General features: G+C 31.6%; 19 protein-coding genes and 1 pseudogene. All 20 read left to right on the top strand.

The window, feature by feature from the left end:
• Window positions 1-5: 5 nt before the first annotated feature.
• Window positions 6-1208 (top strand): hypothetical protein, encoded by a 1203-nt coding sequence (locus LKE05_RS10165; protein ID WP_308456761.1) that lies wholly within the window; start codon window positions 6-8, stop codon window positions 1206-1208.
• Window positions 1209-1309: 101 nt separating this feature from the next.
• A pseudogene (locus LKE05_RS10160) lies at window positions 1310-1390 on the top strand (IS200/IS605 family transposase); the annotation flags it as partial.
• A 35-nt stretch (window positions 1391-1425) separates the two neighbouring features.
• Complete coding sequence (locus tag LKE05_RS10155; protein WP_308456760.1) at window positions 1426-2886, top strand: transposase; 1461 nt, start codon at window positions 1426-1428, stop codon at window positions 2884-2886.
• A 228-nt stretch (window positions 2887-3114) separates the two neighbouring features.
• The gene (locus LKE05_RS10150) at window positions 3115-3390 is read left to right on the top strand and encodes an HU family DNA-binding protein (protein ID WP_308456759.1); all 276 of its coding nucleotides are present in this window, start codon (window positions 3115-3117) and stop codon (window positions 3388-3390) included.
• Between the two features lie 16 nt (window positions 3391-3406).
• Window positions 3407-3976, top strand: coding sequence for a hypothetical protein (locus LKE05_RS10145; RefSeq protein ID WP_308456758.1), 570 nt, complete (start codon window positions 3407-3409; stop codon window positions 3974-3976).
• Window positions 3977-4023: 47 nt separating this feature from the next.
• Entirely contained in the window at window positions 4024-5916 is a 1893-nt protein-coding gene (locus LKE05_RS10140) for a hypothetical protein (RefSeq protein WP_308456757.1), read from the top strand.
• 35 nt (window positions 5917-5951) lie between these two features.
• Complete coding sequence (locus LKE05_RS10135; protein ID WP_308456756.1) at window positions 5952-6974, top strand: tyrosine-type recombinase/integrase; 1023 nt, start codon at window positions 5952-5954, stop codon at window positions 6972-6974.
• Between the two features lie 123 nt (window positions 6975-7097).
• Window positions 7098-8378, top strand: a complete 1281-nt coding sequence (locus LKE05_RS10130; RefSeq protein ID WP_308456755.1) for a YonG family phage-derived protein — start codon at window positions 7098-7100, stop codon at window positions 8376-8378.
• A 47-nt stretch (window positions 8379-8425) separates the two neighbouring features.
• Window positions 8426-10513 carry a hypothetical protein gene (locus LKE05_RS10125; RefSeq protein ID WP_308456754.1) on the top strand — a complete coding sequence of 696 codons (2088 nt, stop codon included), beginning with the start codon at window positions 8426-8428 and terminating at the stop codon, window positions 10511-10513.
• Between the two features lie 16 nt (window positions 10514-10529).
• The gene (locus tag LKE05_RS10120; RefSeq protein ID WP_308456753.1) at window positions 10530-12059 is read left to right on the top strand and encodes a hypothetical protein; all 1530 of its coding nucleotides are present in this window, start codon (window positions 10530-10532) and stop codon (window positions 12057-12059) included.
• 242 nt (window positions 12060-12301) lie between these two features.
• Window positions 12302-13852: a DUF8531 domain-containing protein gene (locus tag LKE05_RS10115; protein WP_308456752.1), complete on the top strand. Its 1551-nt coding sequence runs from the start codon at window positions 12302-12304 to the stop codon at window positions 13850-13852.
• Window positions 13853-13936: 84 nt separating this feature from the next.
• Entirely contained in the window at window positions 13937-14413 is a 477-nt protein-coding gene (locus LKE05_RS10110; protein ID WP_308456751.1) for a hypothetical protein, read from the top strand.
• A 23-nt stretch (window positions 14414-14436) separates the two neighbouring features.
• Window positions 14437-15549: a YonB family capsid-like protein gene (locus tag LKE05_RS10105; RefSeq protein ID WP_308456750.1), complete on the top strand. Its 1113-nt coding sequence runs from the start codon at window positions 14437-14439 to the stop codon at window positions 15547-15549.
• A gap of 33 nt (window positions 15550-15582) precedes the next feature.
• Window positions 15583-16176, top strand: coding sequence for a hypothetical protein (locus LKE05_RS10100; protein WP_308456749.1), 594 nt, complete (start codon window positions 15583-15585; stop codon window positions 16174-16176).
• A gap of 11 nt (window positions 16177-16187) precedes the next feature.
• Window positions 16188-16646, top strand: coding sequence for a hypothetical protein (locus LKE05_RS10095; RefSeq protein WP_308456748.1), 459 nt, complete (start codon window positions 16188-16190; stop codon window positions 16644-16646).
• A gap of 4 nt (window positions 16647-16650) precedes the next feature.
• A complete protein-coding gene (locus LKE05_RS10090) occupies window positions 16651-16983 on the top strand; it encodes a hypothetical protein (RefSeq protein ID WP_308456747.1) in 333 nt (110 codons plus the stop codon).
• Window positions 16984-18222, top strand: a complete 1239-nt coding sequence (locus LKE05_RS10085) for a hypothetical protein (protein ID WP_308456746.1) — start codon at window positions 16984-16986, stop codon at window positions 18220-18222.
• Between the two features lie 9 nt (window positions 18223-18231).
• Entirely contained in the window at window positions 18232-18840 is a 609-nt protein-coding gene (locus LKE05_RS10080; protein WP_308456745.1) for a YomW family phage-derived protein, read from the top strand.
• Window positions 18840-19619: a hypothetical protein gene (locus LKE05_RS10075; protein ID WP_308456744.1), complete on the top strand. Its 780-nt coding sequence runs from the start codon at window positions 18840-18842 to the stop codon at window positions 19617-19619. The genes LKE05_RS10080 and LKE05_RS10075 overlap by 1 nt, the downstream gene beginning before the upstream one ends.
• Before the next feature lie 36 nt (window positions 19620-19655).
• Window positions 19656-20468 carry a YomU family phage tail tube protein gene (locus LKE05_RS10070; RefSeq protein WP_308456743.1) on the top strand — a complete coding sequence of 271 codons (813 nt, stop codon included), beginning with the start codon at window positions 19656-19658 and terminating at the stop codon, window positions 20466-20468.
• Window positions 20469-20487: the final 19 nt, after the last annotated feature.

The following is a 20487-nucleotide window of genomic DNA, read 5'->3' as shown; positions in this document are numbered from 1 at the left end:
GGGCGGTGGACGTTATTAAGTTTGAAAGACTTCAAGATGAAACTGAGGAAGAACTTATTTACAGAATTTGTTCTCAAAAAGACATAATAGGAACTTGGTCTGACGTTGCAGTGGTAATCAATAAATTAACAGGAAACGATTTTGGCGAAAGTACATATCGAAAGAAGTTTCAATCTTTCCAAAAAATGTTAAATGCAAATCAGAGTAAGTTTAGTGAGTCAAGTGAGCAACTTAAAGAACTTGAGTTTCAAAAGAGAGAGTTGAACAAGGCAAAGGTGAAACTCCAAACAGAAAAGTTGGAATATAATCGTTGGTTGCGTGAAGAAGCTAGGGATGAATTGATTACAGAAAAGATTTGTAATGCTATTGCTGCTCTCACACCTATGGATATTCCCACTTATATTGAGCCAAAACATAACACTCGTGGTTTCGCCCTTGTGTATGGTGATGAACATTTTGGCATTGAATATGAGTTAAAGGGATTATTTGGTGATATTATAAATGCTTACAGTCCCGAAATCTTTGAAGAAAGAATGTGGGATTTATTCAATCAGACTGTTGAAATCATAGATAAAGAAAATATTGATACTCTCCATGTATTTAATATGGGTGATTTCAATGATGGTATTCTAAGAGTTTCACAGTTGATGAAATTGAGATATGGTGTTGTTGACGGAACAATTAAGTATGCTGATTTCATTTCTAATTGGTTGAATGAATTGACTAAGTATGTACGAGTTAAATATCAGTCTACGAATGGTAATCATTCAGAACTTCGTATGCTTGGACAACCAAAAGGTACTTTCACAGAGGATAATATGGGCAAAGTTGTTGCTGAGTTTATCAAAACTCGATTAAAAGACAATCCAAACTTTACTTACATAGAAAATCCTACTGGATTTATTTATGCACAAGTGGCTTGTAATACTATTTTAGGAATACATGGTGAAGTAAAGAATATGAAAACTGCCATTGATGAGTTTTCAAGGATTTACAATGTTCCTATTCAGTATTTGTTAGCAGGTCATTTGCATCACAATAAGACAGAAGAAATTGGTGTAAATAGCGAAGTAATAAATGTTGGCTCTATCATTGGCATAGACAGTTACTCTTTATCTTTGCGTAAGAGTGCTAATGCTTCTGCAAAGTTATTGGTATTTGAACAGACTAAAGGAAAGGTTTGCGAATATACGCTGAAATTAAACTAGTTTTTTACAACAATCTATCGAAAAGCCCACTCCTTTAGGTGTGGGATGGATAGCGTATATATATTTATGTGTATGTATGTATTGATTTTATACACATATTGAGTTATTTTGTTTCAACTGCTGGTAATGTATGTAGCGAAACGATTAAGAAATATGTAGAAAATCAAAAGAAACGATATTAAACGGAGAATATATTATTAGGAAGGTGGTGAATACAATGGCAAATTTTATAGTTCAATTTCCTCTTAAAACAGAAAAATATCAAGAAGATATTTTAGATAAACGTTTTGAAATTGGCAGACAGATTTATAATTCCTTAGTAAATGTGACACAAAAGCGGTATAAGGAAATGATTAAGACTACAAAATATAGAAATCTTATGTCGAAACTATCAGGAGATAAAAAGAAAGATAAACTTATTTGGAAAGAAATTTCTGAAATAAGAAAACAATATGGTATGTCAGAGTATTCATTTCATGCAGATGTAAAGAAAATGCAAAAACATTTTTCTGATAATATAGATGCTTTTACTTCACAGAAAATAGCTACTAATTTATGGAAAGCATATGATAAATTTTTCTATGAAAATGGAGAAAAGATACATTATAAAAAGTATGGTAATCTTAATTCCTTAGAAGGAAAATCTAATAAGACTGGCATACGTTTCAAAAATAATATGATTTTATGGAATGGATTAAAAATACCTGTAATCATTGACTATGATAACTATTATGAGTATCAAGCAATGCAATCAGATATTTCATATTGTCGTATTGTTAGAAAATATGTACGAAATAAATATAAGTATTATGTTCAAATCGTTTTCAAAGGAAATCCACCAGTTAAAATCGACACGAAAACAGGTGAAATAAAACATTGCATAGGACAAGGCAATGTTGGCATTGACATTGGCACTTCTACTATCGCTTATTCATCTTCTACTGATGTAAAGATATTAGAACTTGCAGATAATGTACAAAATATTGAGAATGAAAAACGAAGATTACTACGAAAAATGGATAGAAGTCGTAGAGCAACGAATCCTAATAATTACAATGAAGATGGTGCTATCAAGAAACAAGGTAGTAAGAAAGTAACTTGGAATAAATCAAATCATTATATCAAATATCAAAATGAATTAAAGGAATTAAATCGTAAACAAGCAGATGTAAGAAAATATCAACATGAATGCTTGGCTAATCAAATTATATCACTTGGCGATAATATCTATGTTGAAACAATGAATTTTTCAGGACTTGCTAAGAAATCTACAAAGACAGAAAAGAATGAACAAGGTAGATTTAAAAAGAAGAAACGATTTGGGAAGTCTATTGCTAACAGAGCACCTGCGATGTTATTAGAAATTATAGACAGAAAGCTATCTTATTATGATAAGCATTTAATTAAAATAGATACTTGGAGTGCTAAAGCAAGTCAATTTAATCATTTTGATGGAACTTATCAGAAGAAAACATTGTCTCAAAGATGGAACGATTTTTGTGGAATTAAGGTGCAAAGAGATTTGTATTCAGCTTTCTTAATAATGAATATAGCAAGTGATTTAAAGAGTTTTGATATTGATAAATGTAATGAACGATTTGAAAATTTCTATCAACTTCATAATTTGGAAGTAGATAGATTAACTGGACATAAAAATTTAAGTAGTATAGCAATTTAAAAGATAATATATAAAAGGTTTTGATACGAGCCTTATGCTATTGTTAAACAAGCGTTAGCGAGTTTGGTAGTGAAAGTCTTATAGAAACAGATTAGTCTTATATGCTTTCGAGTATATTTGGAAGTTTGTGTATATAAGAACCCAACGTGCTTTAGCCGTTGGAGTATCAGTACCCTATTGAGTTAAATTTAAAAAAAATAATTGTAAAGAACGAAAGGAAAATTAATTATGAAAAAGAATGATATTATTGCAGTATATGCAGAAAAGAACAATGTAACAAAGAAGGCAGCAACAGAAGTTGTTGGTTCAGTTATTGATATTATAAAGGACGGCATTTTGACAGAGGGTGTTGTTGATATTACTGGTTTTGTAAAGTTTACAAAGGTACATAGAGAAGCAAGAACAGGTAAAAACCCTCGTACAGGTGAAGCTATTGCTATATCAGCAAAGTATGCACCAAAGGCAGAATTCAAGAAAGCATTTAAAGATCAAATCAACGAATAATAGTGAGGTTAAACATATGAAGAATTACATAGTAGATGATATGGAAACTTTGGCAGATGATATTATATTTGAACTTGATCATCAGTCAAAAGTATTTAAGAATATATCGGTAATTGGACATTATGAAGATATTGAACCAATTATAAAAGAATTGGCTTGTTATGATGATGTTTACTTCATATCACTTGAGATAGGTTTGAGTGGCGTGGTTGAGTATGATGATGAATATATTTTATCTATCAACAACGAGTATGAGGTTTTCGTTGAACCGGCTAAGAGAAATGACAAATATTTCAATTATGATAGTGAGGTACTATATATTCTCAGTGATTGCTCGTCAAGACTAATTCATTGTAATTTGAATAAAAACGCAGAAGTTTATGAAGTGGATTATGCTGATGAAGTTGAAGAAGACTATGAAGATGAGTTGATTGATGATATTGATGACGGCAAGTATGTTGTTGTTAAATCAAATTTGAGTGATGATGAGATTAGAGACTTACTTGGTAGAGCAAGAGATAATCTTAATCATATGGATGAATGTTTTGCGGAAATGGACAGAATTCGTGAAATATTCGGTTGGTGAACTATATGAATTGTGAGAGTGTGTGAGAAATTGCACACTCTTTTTCTATGGGTAAAATGGTTTCTTTGTCGAGGTTCAATTCCTTGATTGCTCGAAATGTTATGTTTTTCGTTTATGAAACGGAGAATATGAAAGTAGGTCGTCATTCAATTAGATTGACGATTAATTACGTATTTAGAATAGGGCAAGTCGGAGTAGCTACCGATTTGTATAGAGTTCCTACCACTCTTCCCTATTCTATATATTATCAAATGGTAGCAAGAAAGGTAGGATATTTTATGGGATTGATAAATGAAGAAGTTGAAATAGAATTAAATAATAGACTAATCACGCATTATGAAGGACTTGGCTATATAATGCCAAGAATAAAAAAGAACTATAAATGGGTAATTCCACAAGGAACTACAATAAAAGTAAAAGCAAAAGATTTACCAAAATCATCTAATGTATATGTTAATGTAAAATGCGATTGTCCTAATTGTAACAATATTAAGAGTATTCAATATTCAAAATACAGAAAAAATGTTGAAAGAAATGGCATGTATTTATGTACATGTGATGTTCAACATCGTGATTATGCTAGTGGGTTAACAAAAGAACATATTATTGATTCACTAAAAAATTTTTATGATAAAAATAATAGATTTCCTAAAAATAATGAATATACAATTGAAAACGGCTTTTCATTTACATATAGCACAATGTTGGATAGATTTAGAAGATACGGCACAACATTAAATGATGAGTTGGCGAAGATAAATTGTTATGAATTATCAGTTCCTAATGTAAATTATTATGATCAATATATTGAAGGATTAAGAAAAGCAATTCACGAAAATCCGCAAATTGGGAACAATTTGTATCTTCTGTCTCAGGGCGATAATTGTAAAAAATACAAATTGCCAAATATACGATGGTTTGTAAATAATTGTCCTGATAAAACTGTTAATAATATTGACACGTTTAAAGAATGGGCTGGACTTTACACAAGACACATGACAAAAGAGCAATGTACTGCAATAATATTAGATATGGCAAAGAAATACGATAGACCTCTTATGTATGATGATTTTAGAGGTTATAAGTATGGACAAGTAAGCATTCAAATGATACGTAATATTTGGGGTTCTTTAAATAAAATGAAACAGGATTTAGGATTGGAAATAAATATAGATTCAATGATAGATAAACAATTATCGAAAGAAGATTTTGATGACATGATTGCCACTATATGCGATTTTATTAGGAGTGATGGAAGAAATTTTATTACAACTAGAGAAATCAATGCTCACTCTAATTGGAGTAATTATAACACTTTAGAAAAATATGCAAAGAAGTATTACTCTAAACAATTATCAGAAATATTTGAACAATATAACATTTCATTTGGGAAGCAAGGATGTGGGATAAATTTCACCTTTTCAGACAATGAACATGTTACGAGTCAATTTGAATATATGTTTTCTAAATATTTAAAAGAAAAGGGACTAAAATACAATATTGATTATTTTAGGGATGTAAAGTATTCGACATTTATCCCAAATTACAAAGGCAATATGAACTGTGATTATGTCATACACATAGACGGGAAAATAATTTACATAGAGATTGCAGGTATTTTAAGTGAATATAAAACTTGGTTTTATGCTAACAAAGCTATATCTCGAAGTAAATCAAAAGAAAGATATAGACAAAAATTATTTAAAAAAGAATTTTTATTAAAATCTAATAATCTTATCTATTTTATTTTATTTCCATGTGATTTAACTAGAGAGAATTTTGAAAATATATTGACCAATCCGTCTTTGGAGTTAAAAAAGAAAATCGAACATTTCTATCAGAATAATATTGATTGGGTTAAAATCAGAAATACAACCGGGGAATTGGACTATTCTAAACAATTTCTAAGAAATGCATATGTCAAAAAGAAAATTAGTTAAACTTGTTGTTTTAATTTAGGAAGGAAGTGATTTTTATGGATGGTAAACCTGCGAATAGATCAGAAGAAATAACTGATGAAGAATGGCTAACAGTAAATGAGTTCAATCGAGATATGGTAGAAGATTATCTTAACAATCAAGTGCATCTTTCGCCTAAAAGTTTAATTGCCTATCGTAGTGCATTGAGGATATTTTTCGTTTGGGTGAAGAACAATTTACATGATAAAAATTGTACAGAAATTCGTAAGAAAGAGTTTTTAAGATATTTAAATTGGCTCGCTGTTAGAGGATTTTCAGAATCGGGAATAAAGTTTAAAAAGTCATCGGTGAGTGCTTTTAATAAATTTATTGAAAATTTTTACGAAGACGATTATCCGCAATTTCGCAATTATGTTACTTCCGAGATGCAAATTCCCAAAACAGGAAGGGTTTATACAAAAGAGCCATTAACTCCAGAGGAAATAGAACACTTGTGTAAAGTTTTAGAAGAACGTGAAGAATGGCAAAAGCTTGCGTATGTAAAATTTACATATTCAACAGGTTGTAGACGAGCAGAATCAAGACAATTATTAAAGGAAGTTGTAAATTACACACCTAAAAGAAAAATGGTTACAATCATTGATGAAAACGGAAAAGAACAAGAGGTTGAATCAGTGTCGTATAAAACACATGAAATTCGTTGCAAGGGACGTAGTTCTGTTGGAAAAGTTCGTCATCTTCAGTTTGGACAAGATGTTATGGATACTTTAAAGAAATGGCTTGAGATTCGTGGAGAAGATGATTGTCCTTATATGTTTGTTATTAAACAAAAGAATGGTGAAACTCATCAAGTCGGAGAAGGAACATTTAACGATTGGTGTATCGGCGAAATTTCAGAAATTGTAGGGCGTAGATGTACGCCGCATAACTTCCGTCGAAGTAGAGCGACCAATCTTGTTTGTCATGATCACAGAAGTTTAGAAACGGCACAAAAGTTATTGGGACACGAAAGTAGTGAAACAACTCAAATATATGTAATCCGAGAAGATTCTGATGATGCCGATGAGGCATTTATTTAACAAACAATAAATCAACAAAGAAAGAGTAGGTACCCCCCTGCTCTTTTGTCATATAGGAAGAAAAGCAATTATGTAGGTGCAAATCCTGCACTTCCTCAAAATATGTTAAAGGAGCTGTTAATTATGGCAGTAAAAAAGACTGAGCAACCAGTAAAATTAACGGCTGCTCAAGCAAGAGAAAAAGTTAAAGAGTTAGAAGAAAAAATAGAGAAATATGATTCTACTGCATTTTGTTTAATGTGTAAAAAACATAAAAATAGAGAAACTCATTTCTATGTGAATACAGATCCGATGTATGGTGAAACTACTTGCACTCCTATATGTCGAGAATGTGCGAGAAAAATAGCATTGAGAGTAGATAAAAATGGAGAAGAACATGAACCGACTAAGGAAAGTGTAATTTTGGCATTGAAATATTTGCAAAAACCATTTTTAAATACTGTATGGAACGCAAGTGTGCAGGAATCTGAAAATTTAATAGCCGGAAAGGTAAAACATAATGCATGGTCGGCTTATATTAAAAATATTCAAATGGTAAATTATCTTGGTTTGACATTTTTTGATTCGGACTTTTATAAAGAAAAAATCGTTTATGATGATGAAAAAACTGAAGTAAATATCATAAATGAGCATTTGGGGCAAGACGTTTATGAAGATTGTCAAAAGAATAAAGAGGATGTTAAACGTCTTCTTAATTATGATCCATTTGAACAAGAGGCTATTGAAGATCAACCTTTTTTATATTCGCAATTATTAGGATTATTGGATTCTAGTGAAGATGCTAATGACGATATGATGAGAACTTCATCTGCAATTTCAATAGTTAGAGGCTTTCTTCAGCAGTCAAAGATAGATGATACGGTTGCTAAATTAATGTCTGATATAAACAATATTGAAAAAAATTCAGCAACAATTAAAACTCTACAAGATAGTAAAAGCAAAATTACATCTATTATTACGAACTTGGCTCAAGATAGTTGTATTTCATTGAAATATAATAAGAATGCAAAAAAGGGTGAAAATACTTGGACAGGTAAATTGAAAAAAATTAAAGATCTCGATTTAAGAGAAGGAAGAATAAATGGATATAATATAGATACTTGTAAAGGTATGCAACAAGTTGCTGATATTAGTATGTCTGCTATTTTAAAAGCTTTGAACAACGATGAATCTGAATGGGCGGATATGGTAGCAGAGCAAAGAAAAAAACTAAGTGCATTAACTGAGGAGAATGATGGGTTGCGTGAAGCTTTTCGTATTTTATTACAAGAAAATTTAGATTTGCGAGATACAATGCAAGATAAAAATTTATTGAAAGATGCTAATTTATGCGACCTCGATAACATTGTTAATACATATGTATTAGGGAGGAAAAAGGAAAATGAAGAAGAAAATACTACCTGAGTTTCGATATGACAGGGATACTATTGAAAAATATGAGGAAGAATTATATGGAACAGTTTAAATATCCAGTTGTATATAATGATGAAATTGCAAATAGATGTATATATGGTGCTTCATTTGTTCGAGAACTTTTGGGAATAGAAAATCACACAAAAATATATCATAAGGATATTATATATCCTATGAGTTCTCGAAAGGTGGAAGGTTTTCAAAGGATTGCCGAAGAAAAAAATTATTATCAAGAAAACCCCGTTAAGTTTATAAAAGATTTTTTTAATATACAGCTGTTAGATTCTCAAGCATATTTAATGCAAATGTCATGGGCTACTCCCCAAGTTATGATATGTGCATCTCGTGCATATGGTAAAAGTTTTTGGATTGTTTTATTTGCAATGGCAAAACAAATGTTAGCTATTCAACCTTGGAACTGTTATATTGCTTCCGGTAGCAGTCAACAATCAGCTACAACTTTTAAAAAATTAGAGGATATTGCGAATGACAGAATAGCTTCATTAATAAATTCTTCTGGATATATTTTCAAAAATGAAGTAGAAGTTCCAAATGCAAGTGGCGATGGTTTTTCACACAATCCAAGTGGTTTTACATATAGTTTACATAATGGTTCGTTCTCCAGAACGCTTTCGTCGAATATCGATCGTAATAGGGGCGCTCGAGCCTCATGTGTTATTTTTGACGAAAGTGCTTTTTTGTCTCAAGATTTACTTTCTGTTTATAAGGCTTTTTGTGCCACAAAAAACGAATTTGCTACTGGTTTTGATAAAGATGGAAATATGATAGACCAAACAAGATTATTAGCCATTCCTAAACCTATTCCTAATCAATTAGTTTATGTTTCATCTGCTTCTTCTACAGACACTCCCTTTTATACAATGTATCGTGATTTTAGCAAACAAATGATTATGGGAAATAAAGATTATTTTGTAGCCCAAATTGATTGCGATTTAGTTATGAAACCTACTATTATGAATATCCCCACTACACCTGCTCTTACACGAGAAATGATAGAGTCTGACATGCGTTCTAATCCCGAAAAAGCACGTAGAGAGTATTATTGTGAATTTACAACTGACGCAGGTTCGGATGCAATTATAAGACGTGGAGTTATTACTCGCAATGAACGAGTATACAAACCATTACTTTATAATGATACGGGTGATAAGAAATTTGTAATTGCATATGACCCAGCCAGATCACGAGATAACTCGGTCATTCTTGTTGGAGAAATATACGATTCTAAATTGCCAGATGGCTCAACTGAAAAGAAAATGCGTTTAGTAAATTGTATGAATCTTATTGATGTTGGTAAAAAGATTAAGTCGCCAATGCAAACACAAGATCAAATAAAATACTTAAAAAAAGTCATATTGGATTATAACGGTGGTGTAGATGGATATGGTAATATTATTGGTGTTTATATTGATGCCGGTTCAGGTGGTAGTGGCGTAAATATTGCCGATTATTTAATGGAGGATTGGGTCGATTCGGCAGGAATAACACATAGAGGACTTATAGATAAAGAATATTCTTCTGAATATGTAAGTAAGTTTCCCAATGCTGTAAATAAGATACATCTTATAAATCCAGCCGGTTATAAATCTGAAATGTATGAAGCAATGATTGAATTAATGAATCAAGATAAAATTACATTTACTGCACCATATGATAATAAAGATTATTTAACAGTTTTTGATATTGATGAAGACGTTTTAAACAAAGCAAAGGAAGATATAAAAAAACAACTTAAAGAAAAAAATCTTCCACAAGATGAATATGACCAGCAATTCCAAAAAGAACTGGACAAGATTCAATCAGTAAATACAAAAACAATTAAATTGGATTGGCAAGATAGGATTGCTTTGGCAAACTTGGATAGCCTAAAAGAAGAAATTGTGAATATGGTGCGTAAACCGAGAGAGTCTGGCAAGGATTCATTTATGTTAACTCCCGAAAAGGAAAACAAACTTCACGACGATAGAAGTTACACTTGTGCTCTTGCATCTTATGCTCTTATGTGTGAGCGAAGAAAAAATATAACGCAAAGAAAACGACCGAAAACAGGAAATCTTGTAGATATGCTTCCTATTAGGAAAGCGAAAAGATTTTCTTCAATATAAGAAAGGGTGAGTTTTATTGAAGAATAATGAAGAGGTGAATAACTCACCTAATAAAAAACAACCAACTATTGCAGAAATGAAAGAGTTTTATGAAAAAAATAAAAAACGTTTAGAAAAATTTGACAAAAGCATGGATGCTTTAAAACGTTTAAGGAATGAAAATAAAAATACCAAACTTAGAACAATAAATAACTATTCAAAAGAATCAGTTAAGACATATATAAAAAATGTTAGTTCAAATGAGGCAAATCTACGTAATTTATCACGTTATTTATTTTATCGTTCAGAAATTTATTACAGATTATGTAAGTATTATGCAAATCAAATAGACACAAGCATTCATTCTGTTATCCCTAATTATAGTTTAGTTGAAGATAATGACAAAGATAGTATTTTACAATCATATGAAGCAACATTAAATGTGTTGGATGATATGCACATACAATATGAGGTTTTTAAATCAGCAGTTGTAAATATGCGAGAAGATGTGTTTTATGCTTGCTCGTATTATACAGAAGGCGAAGGTATGTTTTGGCTTCCACTAGATGCAGATTATTGTAAAATCAATGGAGTATTTACCGATGGTTCATATTCATTTGCCATGGATATGTCTTACTTCAGAAAAAATGCTGATTTGCTAGAGTATTATGGTGAACCATTTACTTCATTATATAAAGCATATGAAAGTTCGGGCGACAAATATCAACAAATGCCTGAAGAATATGCAGTATGTACTAAATTCAGGTCGGAGGATTGGGAGACTGTTGTTCCCCCATTTACTCCGATTTTCTTGAGTTTAATTGACTTAATGGATATGGCTGATTATCAAGCAGTTCAAGAAGCTGCAAATATATACAAGTTAGTATGGCTTGAGATGAAAACTATGGGTAATGACGAACCAGATAACTGGAGTGTTGACCCAGAAATAATGATTGAGTATTTTAACAAAATGATAAATGATGCCATTCCCGACTATATTTCAGCGGCTATTGTACCAGGTGAATTACATGAAATTAGTTTTCCTGATAGTGGTGCGGATAGTGATGTTACAAAAGTTGAAAAGGCAACAAAAGAAATTTTGAATAGTGCCGGAGGTGCTCAGATATTAAATCTAAATTCCGCATCAAATTCAACTGCTTTCAAATATGGTGTAGCGGCAGATACGGAATTTATTATGTCCCCTATTATTCCACAAATTGAAGCTATTATAAATAGACTGCTTCGTTTTTATGTTGGCGAAGACCATTGTAAAGTAAAATTTTTTGAAGTTGGTATTTTTCAAAAAGAAGATTTCAGAAAATCTTTATTGGAATCGGCACAGTATGGATTACCAACAAAGTTAATGGTAAACTCTTTAAATGGGTTTTCGGAAAAAGAAACAATGGCTTTGAATTTCTTAGAAGAAGATATTTTGTCTGTTTCAACGAAATTCCAACCGTTAAGTAGTTCTTATACGCAAAGTGGAGATGGTTCAAATACCAAAGATGAATCCGATTTAACAGATGCAGGATTACGAACTCGTGACAAAGACCTAAACAATAAATAAGGCGGTGATGTCAATGGGCAAAAAATTTATTAAAGTTTCTGATGTTGAAACAGCAAATTTATTAACGAAATTGGGGTTTCAACTGATAGATAAAACAAGCGGAATATATACATTTCTTAATAATACAACAACAAAATTTTCAAACGACATAGACAAAAGTAAAGTTCAATATAGCAATGTATTGTTCATATAATACTCCCCCTTTTGTGAGGAGTTACATTCTTAAAGAAAGGAGGAGTTAGATGGCAAAGAAATTATTGTTTTTGGAGGATTTGTATGAGTTCTACATCAATAAGAAAGAAGATATTCGTTTTTCATCAATAGAAAATGATAATTCCCCTATTGTAGTTCAAACTCATGGAAATCTAAATTTTGAAAAGAATACTGTATCTGATGGACTAATGCCTGTTGTATTGCAAGCATGCCATACTCAAAAGAATATTAATGGATCAAATATTAATGATGATGTTATGGAAGATGCATTGCCGAGTTTTTGTAATCGTCCGATTTTAGGATATATACATACGGTTAATGGACAACCTGAATTTTACACACATAATCTTCATTTAGATGATGATGGTAATGTTGTTTATGATGAAGTGCCGTTAGGTATCATTCCCGAATCTTGTAACGCAAAAATAGTATATGACGAAGAAAAGCAGAAAAAGTATGTTAATATTAAAGGTTACATATTTGAAGAATATAGTAAAGCTGCTGAAATTCTTAAAAGAGAAAATGAATGTTCCGTTTCAGTAGAATTAGCGATTGAAGAATTAAGCTTTAATGCTAAAGAAAATATTTTGAATATTGAAAAGTTTCATTTTAACGGAGTTACTATTTTAGGTAAAACAGAAGACGGTGATGTGGTAAGACCCGGAATGGTAGGTTCTAATATAAAGATTGGCGATTTTAGTCAAGATACTAATAGCATTTTTGAGAATTATGAAAATAAATTAGATTCACTTCGTGAAAGACTTGATGAAATTATTTCACATTTTGAAAAGAATGATAAGAAAGGAGGAATGCAAATGAGCAAGTTTGAAGAATTATTAAAGAAGTATGATAAAACAGTAGATGATATTGATTTTGATTATGAAAGTTTGTCTGACGAAGAACTTGAAGTAGCTTTTCAGAAGGCTTTTGATGGTAATTCTGATACAGATAATGTAACTAATGAAGACAATAAATTCACAAAAACTTTTGAGCTTTCCCACGATGATATTCGTTGTGCTTTGTATAATCTTTTGATTCCTTTTGAAGAATCTGATAATGCAGACTATTGGATTTCAGATGTTTATGATACATATTTTATTTATGAAGACTGGAATAATCATATATATGGTCAGAAATATGATGTAGATGGTGATAATGTTGCTTTTGACGGTGAAAGATACAACTTGCATCGTGAATTTTTGACTGACAGTGAATTTGCAGAGTTACAGTCTATGCGTTCAAATTATGCAGCGTTGGTAGACTTTAAAAATGAAACCGAAGCCAAAGAACTTCATTCTCAAAGAGAAGAAGTATTGGCTGACAAGGCATATGAAATCATTTCCGCAAAAGACGATGAGGGTAATTTTATCAATGAACCTTTTGCAAAACTATATGAAAATATGGACAAGTATTCTCCTGAAGACCTTATAAAAGAAGTTAAAATTCTTGTTGGAGAATATGCTTTGCAAGGCGGAGATGTTGAAACAAAAGTAGAAAAGAAATCTGCTGTCAAACATTTTTCTAATCCAAATGGTAATGAAAAAAAGACAAGTAAATATGGTACATTAAAATTCAAATAATATTCGCTCTCTCGAATTGACATGCACTTGCGTATCCGTTCGAGGGTGTTTTTTTTATGTAAAAATTAAGAGGAGGAAATAAAAATGGCAAACATGAGCATTAAATATGAGATTGCAAAACATGCCACTGCAAACCCATCAAATGTATTGTCTGGTGGTACATACGGCGGTCATATGTTTTCAATCCTTTTGGGCAGCGACACAGACAATGGTAATTTGATAGCCGTTGGAGATTGGGATAGTCTTGACCTATTTAAGGAGGCTGCTGTTACTAAATTTGAAGGAAAGATTGTAGAGAAGATGGGTAATGGTAATTATCTTGTATTGGTTACCGACCCTGGTGATGCAGTTTTGGTATATCAAGTTCCAGTAGGTGCAGAAGAATGGACAAATGAATGGAAGAAAGAAAGTAACCTATATAACAAGACTGGTGATATAGTTCGTTGTTATGGTTTGGTGAAGTATGATCGCTTTGAAGTTTCTGCTGAAGGCTTCAACGGTACACCAGAAGTTGGTTCTTCGATTACAGGCGTAGCTAATAAGAAGCTAACAGTAGCCTAATAAAAGCAAAGGAGGTTAAATAAATGCGAATTTCAGATAATTTAACAAGAGTATTTTCAAAGCCTGAAAATGATTATGAAGGTTTTAAAAGCTTTTTGTATGACTATACACATGGTATCCAGATATTTGATGAAGATGGTAATAAGGTAAGTTCTGCACAAGCAAATGAAAAAATTAATAAAGTTTGTTTGGATATTCTCGGCTTTGACGAAGGTTACAAACCAACAAGAAGAGATATAAAGAGAGCCATGAGAAGAAATGGTATTGAACTTATGGAAGTTCTTGAGGAAGCTGTCGATTTCAAGGTTACAACAGGTTTTCAGGATAATGAATTCTTCAATGATTTTGTTGAAAGCAAGAACATTGCCAATGGTGATAAAAATGAATATTGGGTTAAGAACAACGATGTTATTCTTACTGTTGCTAAGGTTTCGGGTGACCACCATGACCTTTCATTACAGAAATTGGCGGAAGGACAAAGTTTTTCTGTTCAAACTTCTAATTATGCAATAAAAGTCGGAATGGATATTGATGTTTATCTTACTGGTAGAAAAGATTGGTCTGAATTTGTTGATGCAATTTCAATTGCTTTCCAAGAAAAAATTCAGAATGATATGTTTACTGCTTTTGTAGAAGCAGATAATAAGCTACCGGCACAAGATAAGTTTGTAATTACAGATGATTTGACTAAGGAAAATAAGAGCAAGTTTGATGAACTAATTGAAGATGTTGAAGGTGCAAATGGTGGCGCATCTGCCGTTATTCTTGGTTTAAAGTCGGATCTACAAAAGCTTGAAAGACTTCAAGATGTAGATTGGATTGCTGATAGTCAGAAAGAAGAAAGAGCAAGACTAGGTAGACTTGGTTCATATGGTGTTAATACACTTGTAGAAATTCCACAAAGATTTGTAAAGAACGATGTTACAAAGAAACTTATTAAGCCAGGTAAATTGTATATTATGCCTAACGTTGATAATAAATTTGTTAAGTTCACTGATGTTGGTGAAACGGAAATTAGAGAAGAGAGTGAAAAGGGTGACCGAAACGATGACTTCCAGACATATGAAGTTCAACGTGAAATGGGTATTGCTGTAATTTTGGACAAGTACCATGGTGTCTTTAATATTGCAAATTAATACATATGGACAGAGTAAAAGGAGATTTGATTAATGGCATATACAAAAAAAGTTGTTACGGAAAAGAAAACAGAAGAAACTGCTGACCAATCAGTTGACACTGAAACAACCAAAGATGTTGAAGAAAAAACAGAGGAAAAGGTTACTGAAAAAAAGAAAAGAGTTTTCAAAGACTCTGACCCTATTCTATGTATGTCTATAACACCTGGTCAACTTGGTATGTTTGGTTTAAAGACAAATATTCATTATAGTTGGGTTGCTCGTGGAGATGAAACAGAAGTAGAATATCAAGATTTGGTTGCTGCTATTCGCTCAGGAAAAAAGCATATTACTGAACCATATTTCATCATCAAAGATGATGATTTCTTGGAGGCTTTTCCTAATGTAAAAAAATTATATGGGGACATGTATTCTATTAAGGATTTAAGAAGTGTAATTACTGATTTGGACGCAAACAGTATGAAATTGACAATCAATTCATTACCTTCGGGAGCAAAGGAATCTATCAAGAATATAGTTTCATCAATGATTATGAATGGTCAGATAGATAGTGTTTCAAAGATAAAAACTTTAGACGAAATATACGATACAAAGTTTATGACAATGACTGAATTGTATGGAGATTAAGGAGGTGCGAGATGACATCTTCTTATGAAGATATATATTCTCGTTTCCTACAAAAATGCACAGATTATGATTTTATAGAATTAGACGAAGAAACTGTTTATGACAATATGGAAGGGTGGTTACATTCAGTTGCCTCCCTCCCCTATGTTCGTGTTAAATTTAAAACATTTAGTCTTAATGATGAAGTGTTAAAAATGAATTGGGAGTTAAAAAATTCTATAGACGATAATTCTGACGAATTATTTGTCATTGAAGTATTTGCACAAGGAATGATTATTCAATGGTTAGAGCCTAAAGTAAAATCAATTCTAAATGTAAAACAATTTTTTGGTGGTAAAGAAGAAAAATTTTATTCCCAAGCAAATCATTTAAATGAATTACGTTCATTGTTGTCAGACGCTAATATATCTTTAAGAAAACTTCTTAGAGACCACGGATATATTATTAATTCATATATAAGCGAGGAATAGTGTCATGAAACATAAATACGGTTATTTTTCACAACGACAAATAGATTTAACAAAACAGTCTATTCGTAAATCTATATTTTTCTTATTATTATGTGCAGATCCAAATACGAAACAAGAATATCAATACATAAATGTTAATGAGGCTTTTGTCAACTTATTGAATAGGTTAGGTGGATTAAATAAGCTTTTATATGAGCCGTCAGAACTTGTAACAATTATGAGTTTACTTGAACAGGCTTTGTCTCTATATGATGAAAAAGATTTTAATTTTAAATTGTATAGAAAGCTTTTACTGGATGCCGGCTCAGAAGCTTTGAAAATCAAGGGCGGTGATTAAGTGCTGTCTTTAGACTTATATAAAAGAACTCATTTGCGTAATGGTGTTCTTACAAACGGGCAAGTCCGAAAGCGTCAGTCGGACATGATTGAAGAACAGACTTGGTTTGAAGATATACAAAGTAGAAAATGCTATATTTATGATTATTTCCATGATGATAATAATCATTTAAACCAAGGTATGGACTATTCTTCAACTTCTAAGACACCTATAGACGCAAAATTCATTGTTACTCAATATGGAACATTGTCAAAAGACCAAGTTGAGTATCATTTACAACTTCGTCCGAATCAGAAATTAAAATTTAATGAGGGTGACGATTTATATTATTATGAAGAAAATTTTACAAATAAATATGGAGCAACCTTCCCTATTGGTTTGTATTGTGATATTCCTGATGATAACGGAGTATATCACAAATGGCTTATTTGTTCAAAAGAAGTCGGAAATCAATTCATAAAATATAGTATCTTACCTTGTAATTATTATTTTCATTGGATTGAAGTTCAAAATAATAAACGCATTAAACGCAAAATGTGGGGCGTTACAAGAAATCAAAATTCATATAATAGTGGATTGTGGTCTAACTATGTCTATACTACTATTGAAAATCAGAATATGGCTTGGTTGCCTATGAACAGTATAACCGAGAAATTATATTATACTCATTCTGATGATAAAAATAGTAATCAACGCATAGTAATGAGTGCTCCGATTGATGTTCCGATTGTTTGGAAAATCAGTAAAGTTGAAACTACTCAACCTTTTGGTCTTCAAAAACTTACATTGTATCAAGATGTTTGGAAACCTTTTGCTGATTATATAGATAAAGAAGACAAAGATGACATTTTTGCAATGTATGCAGACTATTATTCAACCAACATTGAACCAGAGACTACTGAAGATAACAGTTCAAATAAAATTCAAATTTCATGTAATACCAACACTATTAAAGCAGGTGGTAGTTATAAACTTTTAAAAGTTGCTATTTTTGATAGTTCGGGTACTGATATAACGAATAAATATTTGGACAAATTCTCAATAGATTGTTGGAGATGTTATTTGAATGATGAAGATATAACAAATTCGGATTTAATTACTTGGCTTGAACAACCAAGTAAAAATCATATAAAAATAAAATTCTCTAATGATAGAACTTATCTTGCTGATAAATTAAATATTGAATGCAATATTGAAAAATTGGTAGGTAAGATTCAATTAGAGATTATTGCATTATAAGGAGGACAAATGGCAGAACAAATACTTACTCAAAAAGAATTAATTGTAGAATTAGCCAATTATGCTTGTACTCCTGACTACGATAACATAAGATTTAAAGAAAAAATAAAACAAAAGCTGTTGAATAACGTTGCTTTGCTATATGCATTACATGATGTAAATAAAGAAAGCGAATTATTCGAAAATGGAAATATAAATTATGACGGTGATTGGAGTCTATATTTTGGAGATAACATTCGTCCCTATTTATTTATTCCAGAATCTCAATCTGAATCTAAGAATTTTTTGTGTTATGATGTGAGTTTTTCTGAAACGCCGAAGTATAACGGTATTGAAAAATATTGCAATGTCGTATTTACGGTTTTGTGTAATAACAAAGATGCTATTGATAAAAATACAGGCATTCCTCGCCATGATTTAATCGGTGGTATTTTATGTAGGCATTTTAATTGGTCGAATATCTTCGGTAATCAATGCAAACTCGTCAAAGACCAAAGTTCAGTCACTGACACAAACTTCATTACTCGAACTCTTATTTTTGAATTTACTACAACAAATTCAATCACTCATACTGTTAATAATACTACAAGAATTATTAATAACGAGGTTTATACATAATGGGTAAACAAACTGAGTTTCAGTATGATGAGTTACAAATGTTTTTTGGCGATGATTATAAAGTAAGTGATTATATTACTATACATCAACCAACTGTCGGTGAGATTATGGCGTTTGGTGAAAGAAGATATTATTCTATGCTAACTCAATTATGTGCAATTCCAAGTGATATGAAAAGTACATTATGGGATGTGCTTGAGGTTGACTGGAATAAGATGTCTGATTTTGAGTTATTTGCATTTAATTGTCATTCTTTAAGACCGCAAGATACATCAATTATATTAGGTGATTTAGACCTTTCTACATACACACATTCAGTAAAAGATAAAGAAAATGATGAATTTGCATTACTACAGTGCAGTCAAGCTGACGAAAATTCCCCACCCGAAATAACCGGTATAATTACTGAAAGTGATTATTATAATATGGTGGGTTATTTGCGAAAATTGCACGGATTCACAATAAAGCGAGAAAAGGCAAGGAATCGTATTACTCGTGATGTTATGATTGAAGAAGACAGACAAAAAATAGAACTTAGTAAAAATAAATCTTATGTTTCACAACTCAAAAACTTAATATCTGCAATGTTGACGTATCCTGGTTTTAAATATAAAAAATCAGAATTACGAGAATGTGGCATATATGAGTTTATGGACGCTGTTCAACGTTCACAGATATATGTGTCTACAGATGCTTTACTTCATGGAATGTATAGCGGAATGATAGATACAAAGAAAATAAATAAAAAACAATTTAATTGGATGAGAGACGTGTCATAACGTCTTTTTTTATTGCAAATTTTTAGGAGGTAAATTATGGCTATTCAATTTGAAGATTTAATTATTGACCGCCCACTACAAGGTATATTTGAAAATTCACTTGGTGACATTATTGGCGGTGTTAATCAGCTACAAAATGTTTCTATTGAAACAACATCAGAAACAAAAGATAAAACAGATGCTGTTGGTGCTCTAATTATGAGATTCTTTACATCAAAGTCTGTTGAAATATCTGCTGAAAATGCAGTATTCTCAACATCTCTTGCAGCTCTTCAGTTTGGTCAAGATAGAGAAATTGCATCAAACAGCAATAAGATTCTTATGCCGAGAATTTTTACAATCAATACTGATACTATTGCTCTTACAGGTACAAATAAGGAATATCAGCTTCCTGACGTACCGGCTGGCGGTGTTGTTCATATTAACGGACTAACAAATACAGGTGTTCCTGATCCAAACAAGAAGTATAAGATGAACACAGCTGCATCTGAAACAGAATTTACACTTTCAGAAAAGAAGCTTACTCTTCCGACTGATATTACAGGTAAAATTCAAATTAAGTATGATAGAGAAGTTGAAAGCGGTATCAAGCTTACTCAAGCTGCTGACAAGTTCCCTAAGACATGTAAGTTTACTCTTTCGGTTCTTGTTGCAGACCCTTGTGACAAGGAGACACTTCGCCATGCTTATATTGTGTTCCCTTCATTCCAAATGTCACCAGATAATACAATCAGCCTAAACACTGAAGATGCTCAATCATTCTCAGGTTCGGCTCAAAAGGATTATTGTGGTGCTAATGGTGAAATGTTTACAATATATCTATCAGAGGATGATATTGAAGAAAACTAATTAAAACGTATGTATAGAG

Source organism: Hominilimicola fabiformis, from assembly GCF_020687385.1.
GTDB classification, from domain to species: Bacteria; Bacillota; Clostridia; order UBA1381; family UBA1381; genus Hominilimicola; species Hominilimicola fabiformis.
This window is presented reverse-complemented; position numbering and strand designations above follow the sequence as displayed.